This window comes from Clostridium tetanomorphum (genome assembly GCF_017873215.1).
Lineage (GTDB): Bacteria > Bacillota > Clostridia > Clostridiales > Clostridiaceae > Clostridium_AO > Clostridium_AO tetanomorphum.
The window spans coordinates 1-24,031 of the sequence record NZ_JAGGKA010000022.1 but is presented as its reverse complement, the minus strand read 5'-3'; the positions used below and the strand labels follow the sequence as shown (position 1 = coordinate 24,031).

The 24,031-nt window shown below is 28.4% G+C and carries 12 protein-coding genes, 1 riboswitch and 1 other annotated feature; of the genes, 8 read left to right on the top strand and 4 right to left on the bottom strand.

Translation table 11 applies throughout. From position 1 onward, the window contains the following. Positions 1–220: 220 nt before the first annotated feature. On the top strand, positions 221–2,128 hold the full coding sequence (gene ftsH / locus J2Z24_RS17475; RefSeq protein ID WP_035148383.1) for an ATP-dependent zinc metalloprotease FtsH: 1,908 nt from the start codon (positions 221–223) through the stop codon (positions 2,126–2,128). Positions 2,129–2,148: 20 nt separating this feature from the next. Further along, positions 2,149–4,278: a HelD family protein gene (locus tag J2Z24_RS17470; RefSeq protein ID WP_035148357.1), complete on the top strand. Its 2,130-nt coding sequence runs from the start codon at positions 2,149–2,151 to the stop codon at positions 4,276–4,278. Positions 4,279–4,319: 41 nt separating this feature from the next. Here the strand turns inward: J2Z24_RS17470 and J2Z24_RS17465 are convergent, their stop codons facing one another. Both J2Z24_RS17465 and J2Z24_RS17460 read right to left on the bottom strand, forming a co-directional pair. Next, positions 4,320–5,411, bottom strand: coding sequence for a PRK06851 family protein (locus J2Z24_RS17465; RefSeq protein ID WP_035148359.1), 1,092 nt, complete (start codon positions 5,409–5,411; stop codon positions 4,320–4,322). A gap of 73 nt (positions 5,412–5,484) precedes the next feature. Beyond that, positions 5,485–6,663 carry a cation diffusion facilitator family transporter gene (locus tag J2Z24_RS17460; RefSeq protein WP_035148360.1) on the bottom strand — a complete coding sequence of 393 codons (1,179 nt, stop codon included), beginning with the start codon at positions 6,661–6,663 and terminating at the stop codon, positions 5,485–5,487. 181 nt (positions 6,664–6,844) lie between these two features. On the opposite strand from J2Z24_RS17460, the gene J2Z24_RS17455 reads away from it, so the two are divergent. The 3 genes from J2Z24_RS17455 to J2Z24_RS17445 all read left to right on the top strand — a co-directional run bounded on the left by J2Z24_RS17455 (position 6,845) and on the right by J2Z24_RS17445 (position 18,563). Further along, positions 6,845–8,146 carry a M18 family aminopeptidase gene (locus tag J2Z24_RS17455; protein ID WP_035148362.1) on the top strand — a complete coding sequence of 434 codons (1,302 nt, stop codon included), beginning with the start codon at positions 6,845–6,847 and terminating at the stop codon, positions 8,144–8,146. A gap of 88 nt (positions 8,147–8,234) precedes the next feature. Then, positions 8,235–8,402: riboswitch (Lysine riboswitch) on the top strand. 101 nt (positions 8,403–8,503) lie between these two features. Then, positions 8,504–9,802 (top strand): diaminopimelate decarboxylase, encoded by a 1,299-nt coding sequence (gene lysA / locus J2Z24_RS17450; RefSeq protein WP_035148364.1) that lies wholly within the window; start codon positions 8,504–8,506, stop codon positions 9,800–9,802. A gap of 106 nt (positions 9,803–9,908) precedes the next feature. Next, positions 9,909–18,563, top strand: a complete 8,655-nt coding sequence (locus tag J2Z24_RS17445) for a glycoside hydrolase family 94 protein (RefSeq protein ID WP_035148365.1) — start codon at positions 9,909–9,911, stop codon at positions 18,561–18,563. Between the two features lie 110 nt (positions 18,564–18,673). Here J2Z24_RS17445 and J2Z24_RS17440 read toward each other — a convergent pair whose 3' ends face one another. Then, the gene (locus J2Z24_RS17440) at positions 18,674–18,877 is read right to left on the bottom strand and encodes a hypothetical protein (RefSeq protein ID WP_035148366.1); all 204 of its coding nucleotides are present in this window, start codon (positions 18,875–18,877) and stop codon (positions 18,674–18,676) included. Between the two features lie 190 nt (positions 18,878–19,067). Between J2Z24_RS17440 and J2Z24_RS17435 the strand changes: the two genes are divergently transcribed. Both J2Z24_RS17435 and trpS read left to right on the top strand, forming a co-directional pair. Next, positions 19,068–19,442 (top strand): desulfoferrodoxin, encoded by a 375-nt coding sequence (locus tag J2Z24_RS17435; protein WP_035148367.1) that lies wholly within the window; start codon positions 19,068–19,070, stop codon positions 19,440–19,442. 46 nt (positions 19,443–19,488) lie between these two features. Beyond that, positions 19,489–19,725: a binding site (T-box leader), on the top strand. A gap of 158 nt (positions 19,726–19,883) precedes the next feature. Further along, entirely contained in the window at positions 19,884–20,888 is a 1,005-nt protein-coding gene (gene trpS / locus J2Z24_RS17430; protein WP_035148369.1) for a tryptophan--tRNA ligase, read from the top strand. Positions 20,889–20,967: 79 nt separating this feature from the next. Here the strand turns inward: trpS and yidA are convergent, their stop codons facing one another. Beyond that, positions 20,968–21,777: a sugar-phosphatase gene (gene yidA / locus J2Z24_RS17425; protein WP_035148370.1), complete on the bottom strand. Its 810-nt coding sequence runs from the start codon at positions 21,775–21,777 to the stop codon at positions 20,968–20,970. Positions 21,778–22,006: 229 nt separating this feature from the next. Between yidA and J2Z24_RS17420 the strand changes: the two genes are divergently transcribed. Continuing rightward, entirely contained in the window at positions 22,007–23,599 is a 1,593-nt protein-coding gene (locus J2Z24_RS17420; protein WP_207714684.1) for a peptide chain release factor 3, read from the top strand. The last annotated feature ends 432 nt before the right edge of the window (positions 23,600–24,031 follow it).

Below are 24,031 nucleotides of genomic sequence, written 5' to 3'. Positions count from 1 at the left end.
TTAAGCCAACACATGTATTATTTATTATGTATTAATATAAATATGTGTTGGTTTTTTGTAATGTGCTTTAAAAATACTTAATATGTATTATAATATAGCTATTAGATAAAAATATGTACAAATTCAAAACTATTTTAAAGTATTGTAAATACTGTTTTTAAAGCTAAAAATATTTAGTATAATTAAAATGTAGCTTTATTATTAAAAATGGAGGGGAAATATGGCTAACAATAAGAAAAAATCGGATGGTAGTAGATTTGATAATAATAAATTTAAGTACATTATTTACTACGCTATTGCAGTAACTATAGTAGTTTATTTGATTAATGACTTTGTAGTTAATTCAGAAACGCAACATATAAAGTATACTAATTTCCTTAATATGATTAGTCAAAATCAAATTAAGGAAGTACAATTTTCAAAGGATAAAGTAATTGTTTATCCAAAAGAAGATTCAGAATATGGTGACAAGCTACTTTATACTGCAAAGTTAGAAGATGATAAAGAGTTATTAGGAAAATTAAATAAAGCGAATATACCATATGATGGTATTATACCTAAACAAGATGGACCTATAAAGAATTTTATATTTACTTGGGTATTACCATTTATAATATTTATGATGCTTGGAAGATATATTTTTAGTATATTGGATAAAAAGATGGGAAGCGGTGTTATGTCTTTTGGCAAAAATACTGCTAAAATTTATGCAGAAAATGAGACTGGGGTTACTTTTCAAGATGTTGCAGGACAGGAAGAAGCTAAAGAATCTCTAGTAGAAATAGTAGATTTTCTACATAATTCTCAGAAGTATTCTGAAATAGGAGCTAGATTGCCAAAGGGAGCACTTCTAGTAGGACCACCGGGAACAGGTAAAACATTAATAGCTAAGGCTGTAGCTGGAGAAGCCAAAGTGCCATTTTTTTCTTTATCTGGCTCTAGTTTTGTGGAGATGTTTGTAGGAATGGGAGCTGCTAGAGTAAGAGATTTATTCGAGCAAGCTCAACAGAAAGCACCATGCATAATATTTATTGATGAAATAGATGCTATAGGAAAGAGCAGAGAAGGAAATGTAACAGGTAATGATGAAAGAGAGCAGACATTGAATCAATTACTTTCTGAAATGGATGGATTTGATTCATCAAAGGGAGTTGTAATTTTAGCAGCAACTAATAGACCAGAGGTATTAGATAAAGCTCTTCTAAGACCTGGAAGATTTGATAGAAGAGTAATAGTTGATAGACCAGACCTTAAGGGAAGAGAAGAAATACTTAAAGTTCATTCAAAAGGCGTGAAAATGTCTCCAGATGTAAGTCTACAAGATATTGCAAAATCAACTCCTGGAGCAGTAGGTGCAGATTTAGCTAATATAATAAATGAAGCAGCTCTAAGGGCAGTAAAAAATGGCAGGAAAGAAGTTATACAAGAGGATTTACAAGAAGCAGTTGAGGTTATAATAGCAGGAAAGGAAAAGAAAGATAGAATATTATCTCCTCAAGAAAAAAGATCAGTAGCTTTCCATGAGGTAGGTCATGCTTTAGTAGCAGCTCTTTTAACTCATACAGATCCTGTTCATAAAATTACTATAGTACCAAGAACTATGGGAGCTTTAGGTTATACAATGCAATTACCTTCTGAAGAAAAGTATTTAAGTACAAAAGAAGAAATGTTAGATCAAATTTGTGTAATGCTAGGAGGAAGAGCTGCAGAGGAAGTTGAATTTAATACAATATCTACTGGAGCATCCAATGATATAGAGAAAGCCACATCAACAGCTAGAAGTATGGTTACTATATATGGTATGACTGAAAAGTTTGATATGATGGGATTAGAATCTATATCCAATAGATATCTTGATGGAAGACCTATTAGAAATTGTAGTGCTGAAACAGAATCACAAATAGATGAAGAAACTTTAAGAATAATAAAAGAAGCGCATAATAGAGCCATAAGTATATTAAAAGATAATAGAAGTCTTTTAACTAAGATAGCAGAGAGATTACTTGAAAAGGAAACTATTATGGGTGAAGAATTTATGTCATTAGTAAAAGGTGAAAGTATAATAGATAAAGATGTGGACAATAATGATAATGATTTAATAAATAACAGTGATGAATCCTTAGAATAAAATTGGGTTGGTGACGTAAAATGAATAATTTTCATTTAGAAGAGGAAATACAAAGAGAAATAGAATTAAATCTTGAAAATGAAAAATTGGAAGAAAGTATAGCTATTATAAATAAAGAAATAGTAAACTTAATTCATACAAGAAAACATATGGTCGAAAATATAATGGAATATAGAAAACAGGTACTAGACGAATATAAAGATGATGAAGATAAAGTAGCAGAATTCTTTGACCATGAAAGATTTATCGCAGAAGAACAGTTTAAATTTATAGATAAAAAGTTAAAGGAATTAACTATATTAACCTCATCACCTTATTTCGGAAAGGTTTGCTTTATTGATGAAGAATATTTAGATGAAGAATGCATTTATATAGGAAGATTTGGAGTTACTCCTAAAGGTGCTTATGAGCCATTAATAATAGATTGGAGATCACCTGTAGCTGCCTTGTTTTATGCAGGGAAATTAGGAGAAGTAACTTATACTGCACCAGTTGGAGAGATTAAAGCAAACATTTTAGGTAAGACACAATTAATAATTAAAAAAGGTAAATTGTTAGGTATATTTCATTCAGCAGTAGATGTAAAAGATGAAATATTACAAATGGTCTTAAGCAGCAATTCCAGTGATAAGTTAAAAGACATAATTATGACAATACAACAAGAACAGGATAACTTAATAAGGCAACCCAAGAATAGAACAATTGTAGTAGATGGAGTAGCTGGTAGTGGAAAGACTACAGTAGCCCTGCATAGAGTGGCATATTTACTATATAATTATAGAAAAAGCCTTCAGGATAAAGTACTTATATTAGGACCTAATAACATATTTATGGAATATATATCTACAGTCTTGCCAAGTCTTGGTGAGGTTGGAGTTAGACAAATGGTTTTTAAGGACTTTGCTTCTGAATTGATAGGTGTAGATAATATTATGAGTTTTCAGGATTATATGGAGAATATAATAAGTGAAAATAGTGATTTTATAAATAAAATACTATATAAAACTTCAAAAGAGTATATACAAGAGTTAGATAATTTAGTGACAAAGCTAAATGAAAGTTACTTTGAAATAATGGATATAGAATTTTTAGGTAATATTATTGTATCTAAAGAAGAAATAGAAAAGATGTTTAATGAATATTTTTCTTCAATGCCTTTATTTAGGAGAAGTAAAAGAATTAAAAGAATTATATATTCTAAAATAAAGGATACAAGGAATGAAAAAGTAAGAGAAATAGAGAAAAACTATAAGGAACAATTGTCTAAATTAACAGCTGAAGAAATAAATTTATATGGAAATGACTTGGAATTTAAAAGAAGATTAGAAATAAGAAATATAATTTCTGAAGTTATAAGAATAAAGAATAATTTACAGTGGATTAAAAATCCAAATATACTAGATATGTATGTAAAATTTAATAAAGAGAAAGAACTTACACAAGATGACTTGGCTCCTATTCTTTATTTAAAAATAAAGTTAGAAGGTTTAAGTTATCCAGAGGAAATAAAGCATGTAGTTATAGATGAAGCACAGGATTATAGTGCTCTTCAATTCATAGTTATTAAGCATTTAACTAAATGTCAATCATTAACTATAGTTGGAGATAGTAATCAAAGGCTTATACCTATAAATAATGAAATTCCTATGAATACTTTAAATGAATATTTAGAGTTTGAAGAAATAAGTAATTTTAAGCTTCAAAAAAGTTATAGATCCACTCAAGAAATTATGAAGTTTTCAAATAAATATTTAAATAAGGATGAAATAGTACCTCTTGTCAGAAATGGTGAAGAAGTTAGAGTTAGTAATGTACACAATGAATCTGAACTAACAGAAAAGTTAGTAGCCATATTAAAGCAATTAAAGGAAAAAGGTTATGAAAGTGTAGCGGTTATATGTAAGGATATAAGTAGAACAGAATATATAAGTAGCTTAATCAAGCAAAAGATGTATATTAAAGTTATGGATAAAGAAAATGTTATATATAACTCTGGAGAAATTATTATACCATCTTATTTTGCAAAAGGATTAGAATTTGATGCAGTAATAATAATTGATGATAATAGTACTAATATTAATTATAATAAGATGATGTATGTTATGGCGACAAGGGCTCTGCATGAATTATTTGTTTTTAATTTAAATTAATAAGGAAGCTAAATTTTTAGCTTCCTTATTTTAAACTATGATTATAGAATTTTCTTCTCATATTCTAATAATCTATTTATTAGTTTTTCACACATAGCATCAATTTCTTTGAAATTTATATTTTGAACATAGTATTTTTCTAATTCATCATGTAATTTTTTACAGTTAGAAATATTATTTAAACCTATATTTAATAATTTATAGAAGTTGTCTTTATTTTCTTTTATGTCATCTTTTATTGTATTAATGTAGCTTTTATTTAATAAATCATTCATATTAAATTCTATTCCTTGAAAACTACTGTTATTTATTTCATTAGAACTTAGAATTGCAGTTTCTAAATCAGGAATTATTATATGCTCTATTCTAGATGGAATTAATGGATCATGAAATACTTCTACAAAATAGCCTTTTCTTAAAGCCTCATCCTTAATAAAATTTAATAAAGTGGTTTTACCAGTACCAGGTTCCCCATTTAGGATATATATATTATTACAATCTTTATATATAGTATCTACATAAGATACTATTCCATTAGGAGTAAAGGCTGTAGCAAATAAATGCCTTTCTTTTCCTAAGGTATTTTTAGAATCTTTTAAAATCTCATTCTTTAATTTTTCGCAAAGGGAATTTAAAGATTTAATATCAAGGGCTTTTTTATTATGGTAACTCCAGTTATCATGTATTATTCTAGCACTTTTTATATAAGTATAAGCTCTGTTAAAATTATCCTTTATTTTATTTGAAATTTCTACAATATTATCTTTTTCTAGTTCTAATTTTTTTTCATCTAGGCAAATTCCTAAATTTAAAATCTCATCTATAGCACCAGGAAAGTTAGGATCATTAATATGTGGAGCAGTTCCATCAATTAATGCTACTCCTAAATTATTTATATTGATAGCGTCCAAAGATTCATTATCTGAAGAACAGTGAAAAAACTCAACAGTATAACCTTTATCTAAAAAAATATTACCTATTTTTTTCATAAGTGACGATTTACCAGTGCCAGGGCCACCTTTTATATAAAATATTCTTTTAGCTTCATTTGTATTTATTATATATTGAAAAAAGGGATAAAAGCCTTCAGAGGTATTACTACCAGGGAATAAATGTCTTTCTTTTTTTACCATATAAATTCACACTCCATAATAAAAGAATCAGTATATATTATGCTGGGGTGTATAATATGTTAACAAAAATATATTATGTAAAATCTCTATCTATAGTAATTACTGCATCATAGAGAGGATGAATTTTTTTTATATCTTTGCTTAAGTCTTCTACTATTTTAGTTTGAAATTCTTCTGTAAGGGACTGATTATAATCTATAACTATATCGAATATTAAGTTCTTTTTTTCTCCCTCACCTACAATTCTAAAATCATGGATTGATTTTATTACACTATAATTTTTAATTATTTTTTCTAATTCTTTTCGTGCAAAGTTTACTTCTTTATCATTAGTATTTATAGGATCCATATGAATTACTAGTATTATGTTCAATTCATTAGATAATTCTTTTTCAGCTCTATCTATTATTTCATGAATTTTTACTATGGATATGTCCTGTGGTACTTCTGCATGGATACTAGCCATAAATTTATTAGGGCCATAATTATGTATAACTAAGTCATGAACACCGCTAATATATCTATAACTTAATACTCCGTTTATGATTTTATCTACTAGCTCTTCGTCTGGTGCTTCTCCTAAAAGTGGATTTAGAGTCTCTTTAATAAGAGAAAATCCAGAGTATATTATAAAAGCAGAGACTAGAATACCTATATAACCATCTAATGGAAAAGTAGTCCATTTTGATAATACTAGTGATAAAGCAACGCAACTTGAAGTGATTACATCACTTAATGCATCAAAGGAAGAGGCTTGAAGTGCAGAAGAATTAATTTTTTTACCAATATATTTGTTAAATCTACTAATCCATACCTTTGTAAGTATTGATAAAAGTATTAGTATAAAAGGAATTATTTGAAAATTAACTTGAATAGGATTAGTTATTCGGGAATAGGAAGATTTAATAAATTCAAAGCCTACTAACATTACCATAAAGGATACAGCCAATCCAGATATATATTCTATTCTTCCGTGTCCAAATGGATGTTCTCTATCAGCAGGTTTTGAAGCTAGTTTAAAGCCAATCATTGTAATCAATGAGGAAGTGGCATCGGAAAGATTATTGAAAGCATCTGCTGTAACAGAAATACTGCTAGTTATAATTCCAACTATTAATTTAACTATGAATAAAATTGTATTAATTATTATTCCTACTGTACTTCCTAAAAATCCATAGCTATTTCTAACCTTTTCATTTTCTATTTCCTCATAATTTTTAATAAAACGAGTAACTAAAAATTTAGAAATCATATTAAACACCTCTTATGAAAATATAAATACATTTAATTATTATAGCATATTATAACAAATATAAATAAAATGATTTAATGCAAAGGTTTTATAGAAAATTATTCCATATATATTTGAAAGCCCTATATAAGTATGATATCCTTATAATGAAAAATAATTAAAATGAGAGGTAGTGAATATAATGGAGAATAAGATAGAATTATCCAAAGAACTTATAGATTTTATATATGATAGTCCAACAGCTTTTCATGCTGTTGAATGTGTAGAAAATGAACTGTTAAATGGTGGATTCCAAGAATTGAAGGAAAGTGATAAATGGAATTTAGTTCAAGATGGCAAATATTATACAAAGAAGAATAATTCGGCTATTACAGCTTTTATAGTTGGGACTAGTAGTGTAGTAGAGAATGGATTTAAGATAATAGGGGCTCATACAGATTCACCAACCTTTAGAATAAAACCAAATCCACATATGATATGCGAAGGCGGATATTTAAAGTTGAATACAGAAGTTTATGGAGGTCCAATATTAAGCACATGGATGGATAGACCTTTAGCTATAGCTGGAAGGGTTGTACTAAGAAGTGAAAATGTAATGGAACCAAAAGAAGAATTGGTAAATATAAAAAAACCTTTATTGATTATACCTAATTTAGCTATACATATGAATAGAGAAGTAAATAAAGGAATAGAATTAAATGCACAAAAACATACACTTCCATTAATGAGCATAGTAAATGATGCTATGGAAAAAGAAAATTATTTATTAGATATATTACAGGAAGAATTGAAAGTTAGTAAAGATGAAATAATTGACTTTGATCTATTTTTATATGAGTATGAAAAAGGTTGTATTATGGGAATGAGAAATGAGTTTATATCTTCACCAAGATTAGATGATTTAGCTATGGTACATGCTGGATTAAAAGCATTGTTGGAATCAAAACATTCAAAAGGGACAAATGTATTAGTTTGCTTTGATAATGAAGAAGTAGGAAGCTCTACTAAGCAGGGGGCAGATTCTATAATGTTGTCAAGCGTTTTAGAAAGAATAGTAGAAAAAGAAGAACAGGGAAAAGAAGCTTATTTTAGGGCATTATCAAAATCATTTATTATATCATCAGATTTGGCCCATGCAGTACATCCTAATTCACCAGAAAAAGCTGATCCAGTGAATAGACCTATGATTAATAAGGGACCTGTAATTAAAATAAGTGCAAGACAAAGTTATACTTCTGATAGTTTTTCTTCAGCAGTTTATGAAGAAGTATGTAAAAAAGCAGATGTACCTGTGCAACGATTTGTAAATCGCTCAGATGAAAGAGGTGGATCTACTATAGGACCTATATCATCAACACACATAAATATACCATCTGTAGATATTGGAACTCCTATACTTGGAATGCATTCTATAAGAGAGTTAGGTGGAGTAGAAGATCAATTTTATGTAACTGAATCTTTTAAGCAATTTTATAACTTATAATATTTTAGAAAAATTTTATTTAATATACTATTGAAATAATTGACGTATTATGATAATATATTTTCAATAATTTAATATATTAAAGTTTACCTGGGGTAGAGGTGCTGTAATTAATAGTACTCATTTTGAGCAGCCAAGCTATGAAAAAAGAGGAAAGGGATTATAGCCGAAGAAAGCAATGTGGCAAGTTGTTTTCTGGCTTTATATATAACATATGTAAAGTTGTCACTGTTTATGGTGGAGAGCTACAGAGGTCACAGAAGTTGTCTTTAATGCAGCTATAGGTGTACCTAGCTGCATTTATTTTTACCTAAATTTACCCAGATGGTAACCTTGATTTAGAAGGAGAGGATTAAAATGAAATTATTTGGTACTATGGAGGTTAAAGATAATAACTTATATATTGGTGGGATTAGTTGTTTAAATTTAGTAAAAGAATATGGGTCACCATTATATGTCTTTGATGAAGAGCTTATAAGAAGAAATTGTAGAGATTATTATGAAAGCTTTAGGGTAAAAGAGTTAGGTAATAGGGTAGCATATGCAGGCAAAGCATTTTTAACTTTAGCCATGTGTGAAATAATAAAAGAAGAAGGTTTATGCTTAGATGTAGTTTCAGGTGGGGAATTGTATACAGCTATGAAAGCGTCTTTTCCTATGGAAAAAATATATTTTCATGGAAATAATAAGACAACTGATGAAATTGAAATGGGCGTAAGTTTAGGAGTAGGAAGATTTGTAGTAGATAATTTTTATGAAATAAAAAGAATAAATGAAATAGCAAAAAATAATGGAATAGTTCAAAAGGTAATATTAAGGATAACTCCAGGTATAGAAGCACATACTCATGAGTATATAAAGACAGGACAGATAGATTCAAAATTTGGGTTCACTTTATTGGAAGATGAAGTTTTTAGAGCGGTGGAGCAGTGTATAAAATCACCTAATATAGATTTATTAGGTATTCATTGTCATATAGGTTCACAGATATTTGAAACAACTCCTTATGAAGATGCTGTAGATATAATGTTTAATATAATTAAGGATATAAAGGATAAGTTAAATTATGAATTACAAGAGTTGGATTTAGGGGGAGGATTTGGTATATACTACAAAGAAGGAGATACACCTAAATCTACAAAAGAATACTGCGACTATATTTTAAATAAAGCAGTTTCTAAAGCTAAAGAATTAAATGTCAAATTTCCTTGTTTAGTTATAGAACCAGGAAGGTCCATAATAGGTAATGCAGGAACAACGCTTTATTCTATAGGTGCTATGAAAGAGATTCCAGAGATACGAAAATATGTATCTGTAGATGGAGGAATGACAGATAATATTAGACCAGCTCTTTATAACGCTGAATATGATTGTATGGTAGCAAATAAGGTAGAAAGCAAAGATACACAGTGTGTAACTATAAGTGGGAAATGTTGCGAATCTGGGGATATATTAATAGAGAACACAAATATATCAGAATGTGAAAGTGGAGATGTTTTAGCGGTTCTTTCTACTGGAGCATATGGATATTCAATGTGCAGTAATTATAATAAAATTCCCAAAGCTGCAGTAGTTTTGGTAAAAGATAAATCATCTAAATTAATTTGTAAAAGAGAGAGTTATGAAGATATGTTAAAGAATGAGATTTCTTTATAGATAATATTAGGAAGAATTACTAAGTAATTCTTCCTAATATTTTTTTTAGTTGTTGGAAATAATAATTTAAGCGATTCATTTACTAGAATGGAAAGGATGGATTATTATGTTCTACTACGGAATTAGTGCTGTTTTAATACTAGGAATATTAGTTGTAGTTGTCCTTTATAAATATTTTAAAGATGTAAATAATTATGAACATGATGTAGATTTTATTTATAATAATAACGAAATTCATAGGGGAGAAATAGAAGAATGTCCATATAATAAGAAGAGTGAAAGTATTAGAGCAAAAAGGAAGATTGTAAAAAGTTTAGATAAAAGTTATAGAAATATTTTAGAAGGTTATGATTATATAAATAATGAGGCGAAAAGCAAAAAAGATATAGTATCTGCAGGGGAATGGTTGTTGGATAATCTATATTTAATTCAAAAAGAATATAAGCAACTAAAGAATAATATGTGTATAAATTATTGTGATAGTTTACCAATTATATGTAAAGGTGTAATGGAAGGTTACCCTAGAATATACTATATTGCAAAAAAGATAGTACACATTACAGATGGAAAAATAGATGAAGAAATTATAGAAAATCTAATAAAGGAATATCAAAGTCATACTCTATTAACCAGCAGTGAGTTATGGGCTTTACCAGTGATGTTAAAAATAGCTATTATACAAAACATAAGCAAAGTGACAAACAATATAGTTTTTTCACAAAAAGAAAAGAATAAGGGAGAAGAATTAGGAGAAAAATTAATTAAATACACTAATGATGAAGAAAACTTAGTAAGTATATTTAACCAACAATTTAGTTTTACACCTTACTTTACAGAAAGATTATTGAAGGTATTAAGGGATAGTGGATTAGATAATGCAAATGTATACAAATGGATTGATGATCAGTTAGCTAAAAAGGAAACAGACACGAAAAGAACAATTATATTAGAGCATAAAAAACAAGCATTTTTTAGAATGATTATAGGAAATAGTATTACAGGAATGAGAGAAATTTCTTCATTAAATTGGAAACAGTGTTTTGAGAAGTTAAGTTACTTAGAACAAACTTTAAGAGAGGACCCAGCAAAGCTGTATGACAAAATGGATTTTTCATCTAGAGATTATTATAGAAGAAATATAGAAAAGCTAGCTAGATATATGAAATTAGGTGAAACTTTTGTAGCTAAAAAAGCTATTGAATGTGCACTAGAGAATGAATATATAGAAGATAAAGCTTACTTAAAACATGTTGGATATTATATTATTGATGACGGAATAGAATGTTTGAAAAATAAAATAGGATTTAAGGATAAAGGAATAGAAAGATTGAAAAATAGCAATAAAAATAAAAAGGTTAATTATTATATAAATTTTATTGTGATAACAACTATTCTTTTATCTTTTATACTTCTTTATTTAAACTTATATCCATATTATGATATTGCTATTTGGAAGTATATTATAGGATTTTTAATTATTCTTATTCCTGTAAGCGAAATAGTTACTTCTATAGCAAATTGGAGTATAAATCATTTATTAAAGCCAAGTTTTATACCCAAAGTAGAGTTTAAAGATAGCATACCAGAAGAATATAGCACTATAGTAGTAATTCCAACCTTATTGAATAATAAAAAAAGAGTAAAAGAACTTATTGAAGATTTGGAGATATATTATTTAGCCAACAAAAGTGAAAATATTTATTATGCTATATTAGGAGATTTTAAAGATAGCCAGGAAGAACATGAAGAAAAAGATGAGGAAATAATACAAAGTGGATTAAATGGAGTTAAGCAGCTTAACCAAAAATATGCATCAAAAGAAAAGGATATATTCTATTTTTTTAATAGATATAGACAATTTAATGAAAAGGAAGGAACATGGCTAGGTTGGGAGAGAAAAAGAGGAAAATTAATGGAGTTTAATGCTCTAATAAGAGGAGATAAAAATACTAGCTATAATGTTATAAGTGGAAATTTGAATGAATTATATAAAGCGAAATATATTATAACATTGGACGCAGATACTCAACTTCCAATGGATAGCGCTAAAAAACTAATAGGAGCTATGGCTCATTTACTAAATAAACCTTATATAGATAAAGAAAAAAAAGCTGTATTAAGAGGACATGGATTAATGCAACCTCGTATAAATGTTTCCACTGTTAGCGCAAACAAAACTTTATTCTCAAAAATTTTCTCAGGAGAGACAGGGATAGATTTATATACTACAGCAATATCTGATGTATATCAGGACTTATTTGATGAAGGTATATTTACTGGAAAAGGTATATATGATGTAGATACATTTAATTATATGCTAAGGAATGAGATGCCAGAAAATTCAGTATTAAGTCATGATCTATTAGAAGGATCTTATGTAAGAGCAGCTCTTCTAACTGATGTAGAATTAATAGATGGATATCCTGCTTATTATAATTCTAGTTCCAAAAGATTACATAGATGGGTTAGAGGTGACTGGCAGTTAGTTCCATGGCTTGCAAAGAAAACATCTTTAAATAAATTATCGAAATGGAAAATATTTGACAATTTAAGAAGAAGTTTATTAGCTCCATCTATAATAATATTAATTTTATTATCATTAGTATTATTTAGTTTGCCAGATAAATGGTTAATAGTAGCTCTTATTGGTCTTTTAGCACCAATGCTATTTGATGTATCTGAATCTGTTATAATGCCTATAAAAGGAATCAGTTTATCAGGTAAAATTTATAATTGGAAGATAGGTATAGAGCAGTTTTTTTTAATTTTTTCTTTTTTACCGTATCAAGCGTATTTAATGTTAGATGCAATAATAAGAACTTTATATAGAGTTTATATAAGTAAAAAAAATCTTTTAGAATGGCAAACAGCAGCTGATGCAGAGGCTAGTTCTGGTAGAGAATTAAAACACTTCGTACACTCTATGTGGCAAGGAAGTGCTATTGCAGTTGTTATAGCTGTATTGGCTTTTTATAAATCTATCAATATGGGATTTATTTTATTGCCGTCTTGTATAATATGGTTTTTAAGTCCTTATATTGCTTATTTTATAAGTAAGGAAAGAAAAGAGAAAATTAAAGAGCTTAGTGAAGAGGAAATAATTTTATTTAGAAGACTTAGTAGGAAAATATGGTCATACTTTGAAGATTTTAATAATAACAAAAATAACTGGTTAGCTCCGGATAATTATCAAGAGTATCCTGAGAATGGATTAGCTCATAGAACATCTCCTACTAATATGGGAATGGGTATTACATCTAATATTGTTGCTTTTGATTTAGGGTATATAGACTTATGTCAATGCATATATAGGCTAAATGAAATTTTAAATAGTATGGACTCACTAGATAAATATGAAGGGCATTTTTATAATTGGTATGACACAAATACAAAGGAACCTCTTTATCCAAAGTATATATCTACTGTAGATAGCGGAAATTTATTAGGATATTTATGGTTGCTGAATATATCTATAGAAGAATTTTTAGATACACCTATATTAAATATTAATATGACGGAAGGGTTAATAGACTTATTGAGAATATGTGAAGATGAGTTAGAGAATGAAGAAAAAATAGACTATAGAGAAAATATGGAAGCTTTAATTAATTGGAATGAAGATACTATTGAATTGATGAAGATATTAAAGAGCCTAAAAGAAATTGCAACAAATTTAATAAAAAAATATGAAAAAGATGATAAATTATATTGGAATAAAAAATTACTATATACGGTAAACACTTATATTAATAATATATATAAATTATTTCCATGGGTTCAATTGTTAGAAGATTATTATATATGTGAGAGTAGAAATAATAACAATTTCTTTCATGAAGATGAAAGAAATATATTAGATAAATTAATAGATATTATCAAGTTTGAAGGAGTAAAGGAGGCTATTGTTAAACTACAACATATTGAAGACAAAATAGAAAGATTAGATATTTATTCATATAAGAATTTAAACAAAATATATGTGGCTATAATTAATGGAAAAAAGGAGATAAATAATCTTTATAAAGAAATAAATAAACTAAAATTGATTATAGATAAGATTGCTAGTGAAATGAATTTTAGTATTTTGTTTAATGAGTCTAAGCAGCTGTTTTCTATTGGTTATGATGTAGAAAAAGGAAAGATTGATAATTGCTACTATGATTTACTCGCTTCAGAAGCAAGGCAAGCAAGTTTTATATCTATAGCTAAAGGAGATGTAAATCAAACACATTGGTTTAAGTTAGGAAGAGCTTTAACTTCTGTAAATAAAAATAAAGGATTGGTTTCCTGGAGCGGAACTATGTTTGAATATTTAATGCCGCTACTTATAATGAAAAGTTATCCAGATACTTTACTAGATAATACCTATAACTTTGTTGTAGATAGTCAAAAATTTTATGGGAATTTAAGAGAGGTACCTTGGGGAATATCTGAATCAAGTTTTTATGCTTTTGATGTAAATTTAAATTATCAATATAAAGCTTTTGGAGTACCAGGAGTAGGTCTTAAAAGAGGACTTTCTAATGAATTGGTTATATCTCCATATTCTAGTATAATGGCATTACAGGTGAATAGAAAAGATTCCTTTTTAAATATAAAGAAAATGATAGAAAAAGGATTTGAAGGGCGATATGGATTATATGAAGCAATAGACTATACTAAAGAACGATTACCAAAAGGAAAAGAGTTTGCTATAATAAAATCTTATATGGTACATCATGAAGGAATGAGTCTTATGGCTTTAGATAATATATTGAGAAAAAATATATTGCAAAGCAGATTTCATAGAGATCCAAAAGTTAGAGCAGCAGAATTGTTATTACAAGAAAAAATGCCTAATATGGTAGTGTATGATAGAGAAGAAAAATATAATGAGAAGATATTTATAAAAGATAGAAATATTACTATAGTTAGAAAGTATTTAACAGCGAGGACTACTTATCCGGAGACGCATCTACTATCTAATGGAGACTATTCTATTATGATCACAAATAGTGGAAGTGGTTATAGTAAAAAAGATAATATGATGGTTTATAGATGGAAAGAAGATATAACAGAAGATAATACAGGGATGTTTTTCTATGTAAAAAATTTGAATTCTAATGAGTATTGGAGTAATTTTTATCAACCTTGTAAAAATGAAGGAGATAGCTATGAAGTGAATTTTTCACTTGATAAGGCGGAATTTAATAGAGTTGATGGCAATATAAAAACAACTACTCAAATAGCTGTTTTAAATGAAGATAACGGTGAGGTAAGAAAATTATTTATAACTAATAATAGTAATAGTAGTCGTACAGTAGAAATAACCAGTTATTGTGAAGTAACTTTAACTAATTATAGTGCAGATTTGGTTCATCCGACTTTCAGTAATCTTTTTATAAAAACAGAATATATAGAGGATCCTTTGTGTTTATTAGCTTATAGAAGAAAAAGACAAAAAGAAGGAAAAGAACCTTGGGCAATACAGACTGTATTAACTGATGATAAGATTATTGGAAAAGTACAATATGAAACCAGTAGACCTAATTTTATAGGAAGAAACAGAAATCTAAGTAAACCAGAAGTTATGGAAAATGATTCACCATTAAGTAATACTGTAGGAGCAGTATTAGATCCTATATTAAGTATAAGAGTAAGAGTTCAAATACCACCAGGAGAAACTTGCCATATAGCATATACTACAGCTGTAGCTGATAGTAGAGAGGAAGCTATAAAATTAGGAAGAAAGTATAGGCAATGGAGTAATATTAATAGAATATTTGAATTGGCATGGACACAAAGTCAAGTAGAAACTAGATATTTAGGAATAAATTCATCTATTGCTAATGTATATCAATCATTAGCATCTAAGATTATATTTTTAAACAATACTTTTAGAGAAAGAGAGAACTATATAAAATCTATAAATAAAGGTCAGTCAGATTTATGGCCTTACGGAATATCAGGGGATTTGCCTATAGTAGTGTTACTAATTAGGAAAGAACAGGACTTAGATTTAGTCAGACAAATGCTTAAGGCACATGAATATTTAAATTTAAAAGGATTAAAAATAGATTTAGTTATTTTAAATTTAGAAGATACTTCGTATATTCAAGCATTACAAGAATCCATTTTGGATATAATTAACTCTAGTCATGCAAGAGATATACAAAATAGATTAGGAGGAGTATTTCTATACAATAAATCCACTATGGCAGAAGAATATATTAAGTTTATAATGTCTATATGCAGACTTATTATTGATGGAGAAAAGGGAGGTATTACTGCTCACATAAGAAAAAATGAGAATTTAAATTACGATATAAAATTATTAAAGCATAATGAAATCAGTTTTAATGATAAAGGGCAGGAGATAGAAATACCAAAATTAAATTATTTTAATAGTTTAGGTGGATTTACTGATACTGGAGATAAATATGTTATTGTATTAGAAGATTATAAAAATACTCCAGCACCTTGGATAAATGTAATAAGTAACGGTAATTTCGGATTTCATGTTTCAGAAAGTGGGATTGCCTATACATGGTATAAAAATAGTAGGGAAAATAAAATAACTACTTGGTCTAATGATCCTGTTAAAGATAGTGAATCAGAAGCTCTTTATATAAGAGATGAGGTTTTTGGCAAGTTATGGAGTATATCACCTAAGCCTATAAGAGATGAAGGAAGATATATTATAGAGCATGGCTTTGGATATTCTACATTTAAACACAAGGTGTTTGGAATAGGTGGAGAAGTTACCATGTTTTCTCCTATGAACAATAGTATAAAATTATCCATTGTAAAGTTAAAGAATGATACAGATGTAGAAAGAAAGTTATCTGTTACTTATTATGCACAACTTGTACTTGGTGTCGTACCACAACAAACAGCACAATATATTTCTACTTATATAAATAGTAACAAAGAGTATATGTATGCAAAGAATCCTTACAGTAATAATTTTGGAAATTTAATAGCCTATCTTAAAATAGCTGGAGGAGAAGATGAATCCTATACAGGAAGTAGAAGTGAATTTATTGGAAAAGAAGGATTTATAGAAAACCCAGAAGCACTTAAAAAAGAAAGATTTTCAAATACTGTAGGTTCTGGTTTAGATCCTTGTATGGCAGTAAATAGTAAAATAACCTTAAAGCCTAATGAAGAAAAATATGTTTTAATACTTTTAGGTGAGGACGAAAATATATATAAGGTAGATGAATGTATAGAAAAATACAGATCAATAAATGTTGTTTTAGAAGAACTAGAGAATGTTAAAAATTATTGGAAGGATATGTTGGGCAGGATACAAATAGAAACGCCAGATAAAACTATGGATATTATGGTAAATGGATGGCTTATGTATCAAGCTATAGCGTGTAGATACTGGGCAAGAACAGCTTTTTATCAATCAGGAGGAGCTTATGGATTTAGAGATCAATTACAGGATTCTCTAGCAATATCATATATAGAACCTGATTACACAAGAAAACAGATATTATATAGTGCTTCAAGACAGTTTATAGAAGGAGATGTGCAACATTGGTGGCATCCTGTTGTTGATAGTGGTATACGAACAAGATTTTCAGATGACCTTTTATGGCTTCCTTATGTGACTGCACAGTACATTGAGAACACTGGAGACTATGGTATATTAGATGAAATTGTTCCATATCTAGAAGATGAACCTTTAAAGGAAGGTGAAGATGAGAGATATAATATAGCACGTCAATCTAATAAAGATGGAAGTATATATGAACATTGTATAAATGCTATAGATAGAGCTCTTAAATTTGGAGAACATAATATTCCTCTCATGGGATCAGGCGATTGGAATGATGGAATGAGTACTGTGGGAAATAAGGGAAAAGGCGAAAGTGTATGGCTTGGATGGTTTTTATATACTATATTAAAAGACTTTATAAATATATGTAATTGGAAAGATGATAAAGTAAAAGAAGAAAAATATAAAGAGATGTCAAGTTTTATTATAGATAATATAGAAGCTAATGCTTGGGATGGAAACTGGTACAGAAGGGCTTATTTTGATGACGGAACACCTTTAGGTTCTTCGGAAAATGATGAGGCACAAATTGATTCATTATCTCAATCTTGGGCTGTTATATCTGGAGGTGCCAGGGAAAGTAGAGCCAAAGAAGCTATGCTATCTGTGGAAAGATATCTTGTAAAATATGACAAAGGACTGGTAATGTTATTGACTCCAGCCTTTGATAAATCTTCTTTAGAGCCGGGATATATAAAAGGATATGTTCCAGGAGTAAGGGAAAATGGAGGACAGTATACCCATGCTGCTATATGGTATATTTTAGCTTTAACCATGATAGGATTTAATGATAAAGCTCATAATATATTTAATATGATTAATCCTATTAATCATACCTTAGCTTATTTAGATTGTGAGAGATTTAAAGTAGAACCTTATGTAGTTACTGCAGATGTATATGCTGTTGAACCTCATATAGGAAGAGGTGGCTGGAGTTGGTATACTGGTGCAGCTGGCTGGATGTATACCACAGCAGTTACAGGTATATTAGGATTAAAATTAGATGAGAATAGAGGTTTTAGATTAAAACCAAATATACCTAAGGGTTGGAATGAATTTAAAATGACTTATAAAAGAGGGAAATGTGTATATAAAATTGATGTAAAAAGAGATAATGAAGAATATATAAATTTAGATGGAAAAAGGCTTGATAATGATTTAATACCATTTTTAACTGAAGGAGAACATTTTGTTGAGGTAGCTATAAATCATTAAAAGTAACAACTAAATGGTTTATATTGAAATTTTAAATATACATTTCATATAAAAAAATAGCTATCACAGATAAGAAGTGATAGCTATTTTTTATTAAACTATAAAAAATGTTACGAGAATATATCATTCTCTTCCATATCTTTAGAGGTATTATCAAATTCCCAAGTAGCTATGTTATTAGATACTATAGGATCTCTTACGTTATCAGGTAATTTTGTATAATCTCTTTTATCTTTTGAATATGATTTAACTATTTTTTGGTTTACTTCTAAATAATCTCTTTCACTAGGAAGATAAGGTTCATCTTTACTCATTTTTAGTCCTCCTTATACATTAAAATATATTATTTATGTTTAGTATTTGATAGATAGTAAATACTATTCATTATATTCTATATAGAGAATAAATAAAAAATTGGTAATAAAAAAGGAAAATAAGTATTATTATAGAATATTTATTATATAAATATCTGAATAAAAATATATAAATTAGGAGGGGATTTTAATGACGGAAGTAAAACAAATATACAAATGTGAAATATGCGGAAATATAGTAGAGGTTGTTCATTCAGGTGCTGGAACTTTAGTATGTTGTGGGAAACCTATGGTGCTAAAAAAAGAAAACACCACAGATGGGGCAAAAGAAAAACATGTTCCTATTATAGAAAAAATAGAAGGTGGAGTATTAGTTAAAGTTGGAGAAGTAGAACATCCAATGATTGAGGAGCATTATATTGAGTGGATTGAAGTGCATACAGAAAATAAAGTATATAGAAAATATTTAAAACCAGGAGAAAAACCACAAGCTGAGTTTAAATTAGATGAAGAAGTTATTGCCGCTAGAGAATATTGTAATTTGCATGGCTTGTGGAAAAAGTAATGCTATTGACAAAAAAATATATAATATTATAATTAATAAATAAATACAATATTCTATGATAGGAAGTAAGTAAGTTTAAAAGCAGGTTTAAAGAGAGTTGTAGATGGTGGAATTACAATAATTATGATTAAACTGAATGGGTCCTGGAGATTCAAGATGAAATATAAGTAGTTTAGACGGAAGTCTCGCGTTATAGAGACAGGATATAATATTTGTATCTAGATAAGGAGAAGACTTAATATCTTCTTAAATTTAGGTGGTACCGCGCTAATACGCCCTATAGTAATAAATTTACTATAGGTTTTTTTATTTGAAGTTTATATAAATATTCAATAGAGTTTATATGAAAATATCCACATTGCTAATAGTGGTTATCTCTTATTTAATAACTAGGAGTAGCAATGGTAGAGGTAGATAAATATAAGAATAGGAGGAATAAAAATGGAAAATAATAGAAAGGTGATATTTAGTGGCATACAACCTTCTGGAAACTTAACTATAGGCAATTATTTTGGGGCTATAAAGAACTGGGTTAAATTACAGGATGAATATGATTGTTACTACTGTGTAGTAGATTTACATGCTATAACAGTAAGACAGGAACCAAAGGAGCTAAGAAGAAGAACTTTAGAAGTACTTGCAACATATATAGCTTCAGGAATTGATCCAGAAAAAAATACTTTATTTATTCAATCACATGTATCAGCACATAGTGAAGCTGCATGGTTATTAAATTGTTATACTTATCTTGGTGAATTAGGAAGAATGACGCAGTTTAAAGATAAATCTCAAAGATATGGTGAATCAGTAAGCGCAGGATTATTAGATTATCCAGTATTGATGGCAGCAGATATATTATTATACAACGCTGATTTAGTACCTGTAGGGAATGATCAAAAACAACACTTAGAATTAACTAGAGATATTGCTGAAAGGTTTAATAACATATATAGCCCAACATTTAAAATTCCTGAACCATATATACCTAAAGAAGGAGCTAGAATAATGGATTTACAAAATCCATCTAAAAAGATGTCTAAGTCTGCAGATAATTCTAATAGTTATATATTGATTATGGATACACCAGATATAATTAGAAAGAAATTAAACAGAGCTGTTACAGATAGCATAGGAGTAGTAAATTATAGTGATGAACAACCAGGAGTTAAAAATTTGATAAATATTTTAAGTGCTGCTACAGGAAAGACTCCTGAAGAAATAGTTAAAGAATATGAGAAAGTAGGTTATGCTAAGTTTAAGAGTGATGTAGCTGAAGCTATAATAGCTGAAATTGAACCAGTACAAAATAAAGTAAAAGAATTATTAGAAAACAAGGATTACTTAGAAGCAATATATAAAAAGGGTGCAGAAAAAGCAAATTATGTAGCTGGTAAAGTACTTGCTAAAATGCAGAGAAAGATAGGATTTGTAGGAAAAACTAAATAATAGAATATACAAAATCATATAAAAATTACACACAGATTGTTGAAAACTTTTAAATACACTGTGTGTAATTTTTATAAATTTATTTATGAGATAAAATAAATTTGTTAATTACATGGGCGACTCCATGATTGTCATTAGTTAAAGTTATGTAATCCGCTATTTTTTTTACTTCAGGAAATGCATTTTCCATAGCTACTCCAAGACCTGCAAGTTCTATCATATGCATATCATTGCCAGCATCACCAACACAAATAACATGATTTTTATCTATATTTAGACTTTCTGTTATTACTTCTACTCCACTACCTTTATTAGCTTTTTTATTTAAAAATTCTAAAAAGAAAGGTGCACTTCTTACTACTGTATACTTAGATAATGCTTCATCAGGTATTTTGTTCATAATTTTTGATATAAGTGAAGGTTCATCTGCAAAGACTATTTTTACTATTTCTAATTCTTTATTTAAAGCATGAAAATCCATAACTTTTAGAGGGATGTTGTTTAATTCACATTCTAACTCAGTATATTTGCCTGATTTTGGTGTGATACATAACTCAGGAGTAAGGGTATGGATATGGATATTTAATTTTTTACTTAAATCGTATAAATATGCTACATCATCTATAGATAATAATTTTTTACAAAGAAGTTTTCCGGTTTTATTATTCTGTACTATGGCGCCATTATACACTACAGAATAATCTTCATCATTTATAAGATTTAGTTTGTTCAAATATTTTTTTATACCTTCTAAAGGTCTACCAGTAGACAAAACAATTTTTACTCCTAATTTTTTTGCATTTTTTATAGCAGTTAAATTTTCCTTAGATATATTTTTATTAGAATTTAACAATGTTCCATCCATGTCTAAAGCAATTAATTTATACATATACATTTCTCCAATCTAATAAAATAATTACACTTTATTATAACACTAGATAATACATATATAGAGTTATATTAATAAAAAAATATAAAGTATTAATATTTATTATATAACATGTTAAAAATAATATAGTGTATTATATTATTCCTATATAATTAGGGCAATTTAATTGACAGTTAATTATATAAAAGATAAAATCATTGATGTACATAAATATAAAAGAGGAGAGAGTATGGTGGAGGATTTAATAAAGGAAATAGAGAGAAGAAGAACTTTTGCAATAATATCACACCCAGATGCTGGTAAGACTACCTTAACCGAAAAACTTTTACTATATGGAGGAGCTATAAGACTTGCAGGATCAGTAAAAGCAAGAAAAGCTTCAAAACATGCAGTTTCTGACTGGATGGAAATAGAAAAGCAGAGGGGAATATCTGTAACATCATCTGTTATGCAGTTTAATTATAATGGATATTGTATAAACATATTGGATACTCCTGGGCACCAAGATTTTAGTGAAGATACATATAGAACATTGATGGCTGCAGATAGTGCAGTAATGGTAATAGATGGAGCTAAAGGTGTAGAAGAACAAACAAAAAAATTATTTCATGTGTGTAGTTTAAGAGGAATTCCTGTATTTACATTTGTCAATAAGATGGACAGAGAAAGTAGAGATCCATTTGAACTTATGGAAGAAATAGAAAATGTTCTTGGAATAAGATCTTATCCTGTAAACTGGCCTATAGGGTCAGGAGCAGATTTTACGGGAGTATATGACAGAAATAAGAATTTAATAGAAGTATTTAATGGCGGAAATCACGGACAAAGCACTGTTGAATCTGTAGAGGGAAGTGTAGATGATCCGGTATTTAAAGATTTACTTGGAACATCTTTACACGACAAATTAGTAGAAGACATAGAGTTGTTAAATATAGCAGGAGATGAATTTGACATTGAGAAGGTTAGAAAAGGTGAATTAACTCCTGTATTTTTTGGAAGTGCGTTAACTAATTTTGGTGTAGAACCATTTCTAGAAGCATTTTTAAAATTAACTACAGCACCTCTTGGAAGAGAATCAGATTCAGGTGAAATAGAACCATTTTCAGAAGACTTTTCTGCTTTTATATTCAAGATACAAGCTAATATGAATCCAGCTCACAGAGATAGAATAGCATTTATGAGAATATGTTCAGGAAAATTTAAAAAGGGTATGGAAGTATTCCACATGCAAGGAGGCAGTAAAGTAAAACTTGCTCAACCACAACAATTTTTAGCACAGGACAGGGAAATAGTAGAAGAAGCTTATGCAGGAGATATAATAGGAGTATTCGATCCAGGCATATTTAGAATAGGTGATACTTTATGTAAAAGTAATAATAAATTTAAATTTAATGGCATACCGATTTTTGCACCAGAGCATTTTGCAAGGGTAAGAACAGTAGATACTATGAAAAGGAAACAATTTATAAAAGGTATTACTGAAATATCACAAGAGGGAGCTATACAAGTATTTAAAGAAATAAATATTGGTATAGAAGAAATTGTAGTTGGTGTAGTTGGAGTGTTACAATTTGAAGTACTGGAATATAGAATGAGAAATGAATATAATGTAGATATTAAAATGGAAAGATTACCATTTAGATATGTAAGATGGATAGAAAGTTATAATGGAGATCCAGAAAAATTAAATATAACTAGTGATACAAAGACAGTAAAAGACTTAAAAGATAGGACATTATTGCTATTCCAAAGTGATTGGGCTATAAGCTGGGCTTTAGAACATAATAAAGATTTATTATTATCTGATGTTGGGAAAAGTTAAATTTTAAATAAGCAGTGCTTAGAAGGCACTGCTTTAATTATTATGGAGAAGTAAACTAAATACTTTTCTTTCTAAGGAATAAGGAGTCTACTACAAATATTATAACAGATATTAATAATAGGAAGTTTATTAGCTTACCTCCTATTCTAAATATTAATCCTATTAGACAAAATAGGAGAATAAAGGCACTTAACCATCTAATAAATCCCATAATGTAACCTCCATCCAAAACTATAATAAATATAAATTAAAAACAAAGTACTATAATATTATTAACAAGTTATAAATAATTTATCCCTAATACTATTTAAATGGAGAATAAGATAAAATAAAAAGAAATAAATATCCACCAGCTAAGCTGGTGGTTTTTCTTAAGCCCTATAAGGGCACTTTACCAGCATTGTGCCTTAAGGCACGTATGAAAATCTCGCC

Excerpts from the sequence above, each read along its gene's own strand:
- ftsH (WP_035148383.1), top strand. The coding sequence starts at position 221 with ATGGCTAACAATAAGAAAAAATCGGATGGTAGTAGATTTGATAATAAT.
- J2Z24_RS17470 (WP_035148357.1), top strand. The coding sequence starts at position 2,149 with ATGAATAATTTTCATTTAGAAGAGGAAATACAAAGAGAAATAGAATTA.
- J2Z24_RS17465 (WP_035148359.1), bottom strand. The coding sequence starts at position 5,411 with ATGGTAAAAAAAGAAAGACATTTATTCCCTGGTAGTAATACCTCTGAA.
- J2Z24_RS17460 (WP_035148360.1), bottom strand. The coding sequence starts at position 6,663 with ATGATTTCTAAATTTTTAGTTACTCGTTTTATTAAAAATTATGAGGAA.
- J2Z24_RS17455 (WP_035148362.1), top strand. The coding sequence starts at position 6,845 with ATGGAGAATAAGATAGAATTATCCAAAGAACTTATAGATTTTATATAT.
- lysA (WP_035148364.1), top strand. The coding sequence starts at position 8,504 with ATGAAATTATTTGGTACTATGGAGGTTAAAGATAATAACTTATATATT.
- J2Z24_RS17445 (WP_035148365.1), top strand. The coding sequence starts at position 9,909 with ATGTTCTACTACGGAATTAGTGCTGTTTTAATACTAGGAATATTAGTT.
- J2Z24_RS17440 (WP_035148366.1), bottom strand. The coding sequence starts at position 18,877 with ATGAGTAAAGATGAACCTTATCTTCCTAGTGAAAGAGATTATTTAGAA.
- J2Z24_RS17435 (WP_035148367.1), top strand. The coding sequence starts at position 19,068 with ATGACGGAAGTAAAACAAATATACAAATGTGAAATATGCGGAAATATA.
- trpS (WP_035148369.1), top strand. The coding sequence starts at position 19,884 with ATGGAAAATAATAGAAAGGTGATATTTAGTGGCATACAACCTTCTGGA.
- yidA (WP_035148370.1), bottom strand. The coding sequence starts at position 21,777 with ATGTATAAATTAATTGCTTTAGACATGGATGGAACATTGTTAAATTCT.
- J2Z24_RS17420 (WP_207714684.1), top strand. The coding sequence starts at position 22,007 with ATGGTGGAGGATTTAATAAAGGAAATAGAGAGAAGAAGAACTTTTGCA.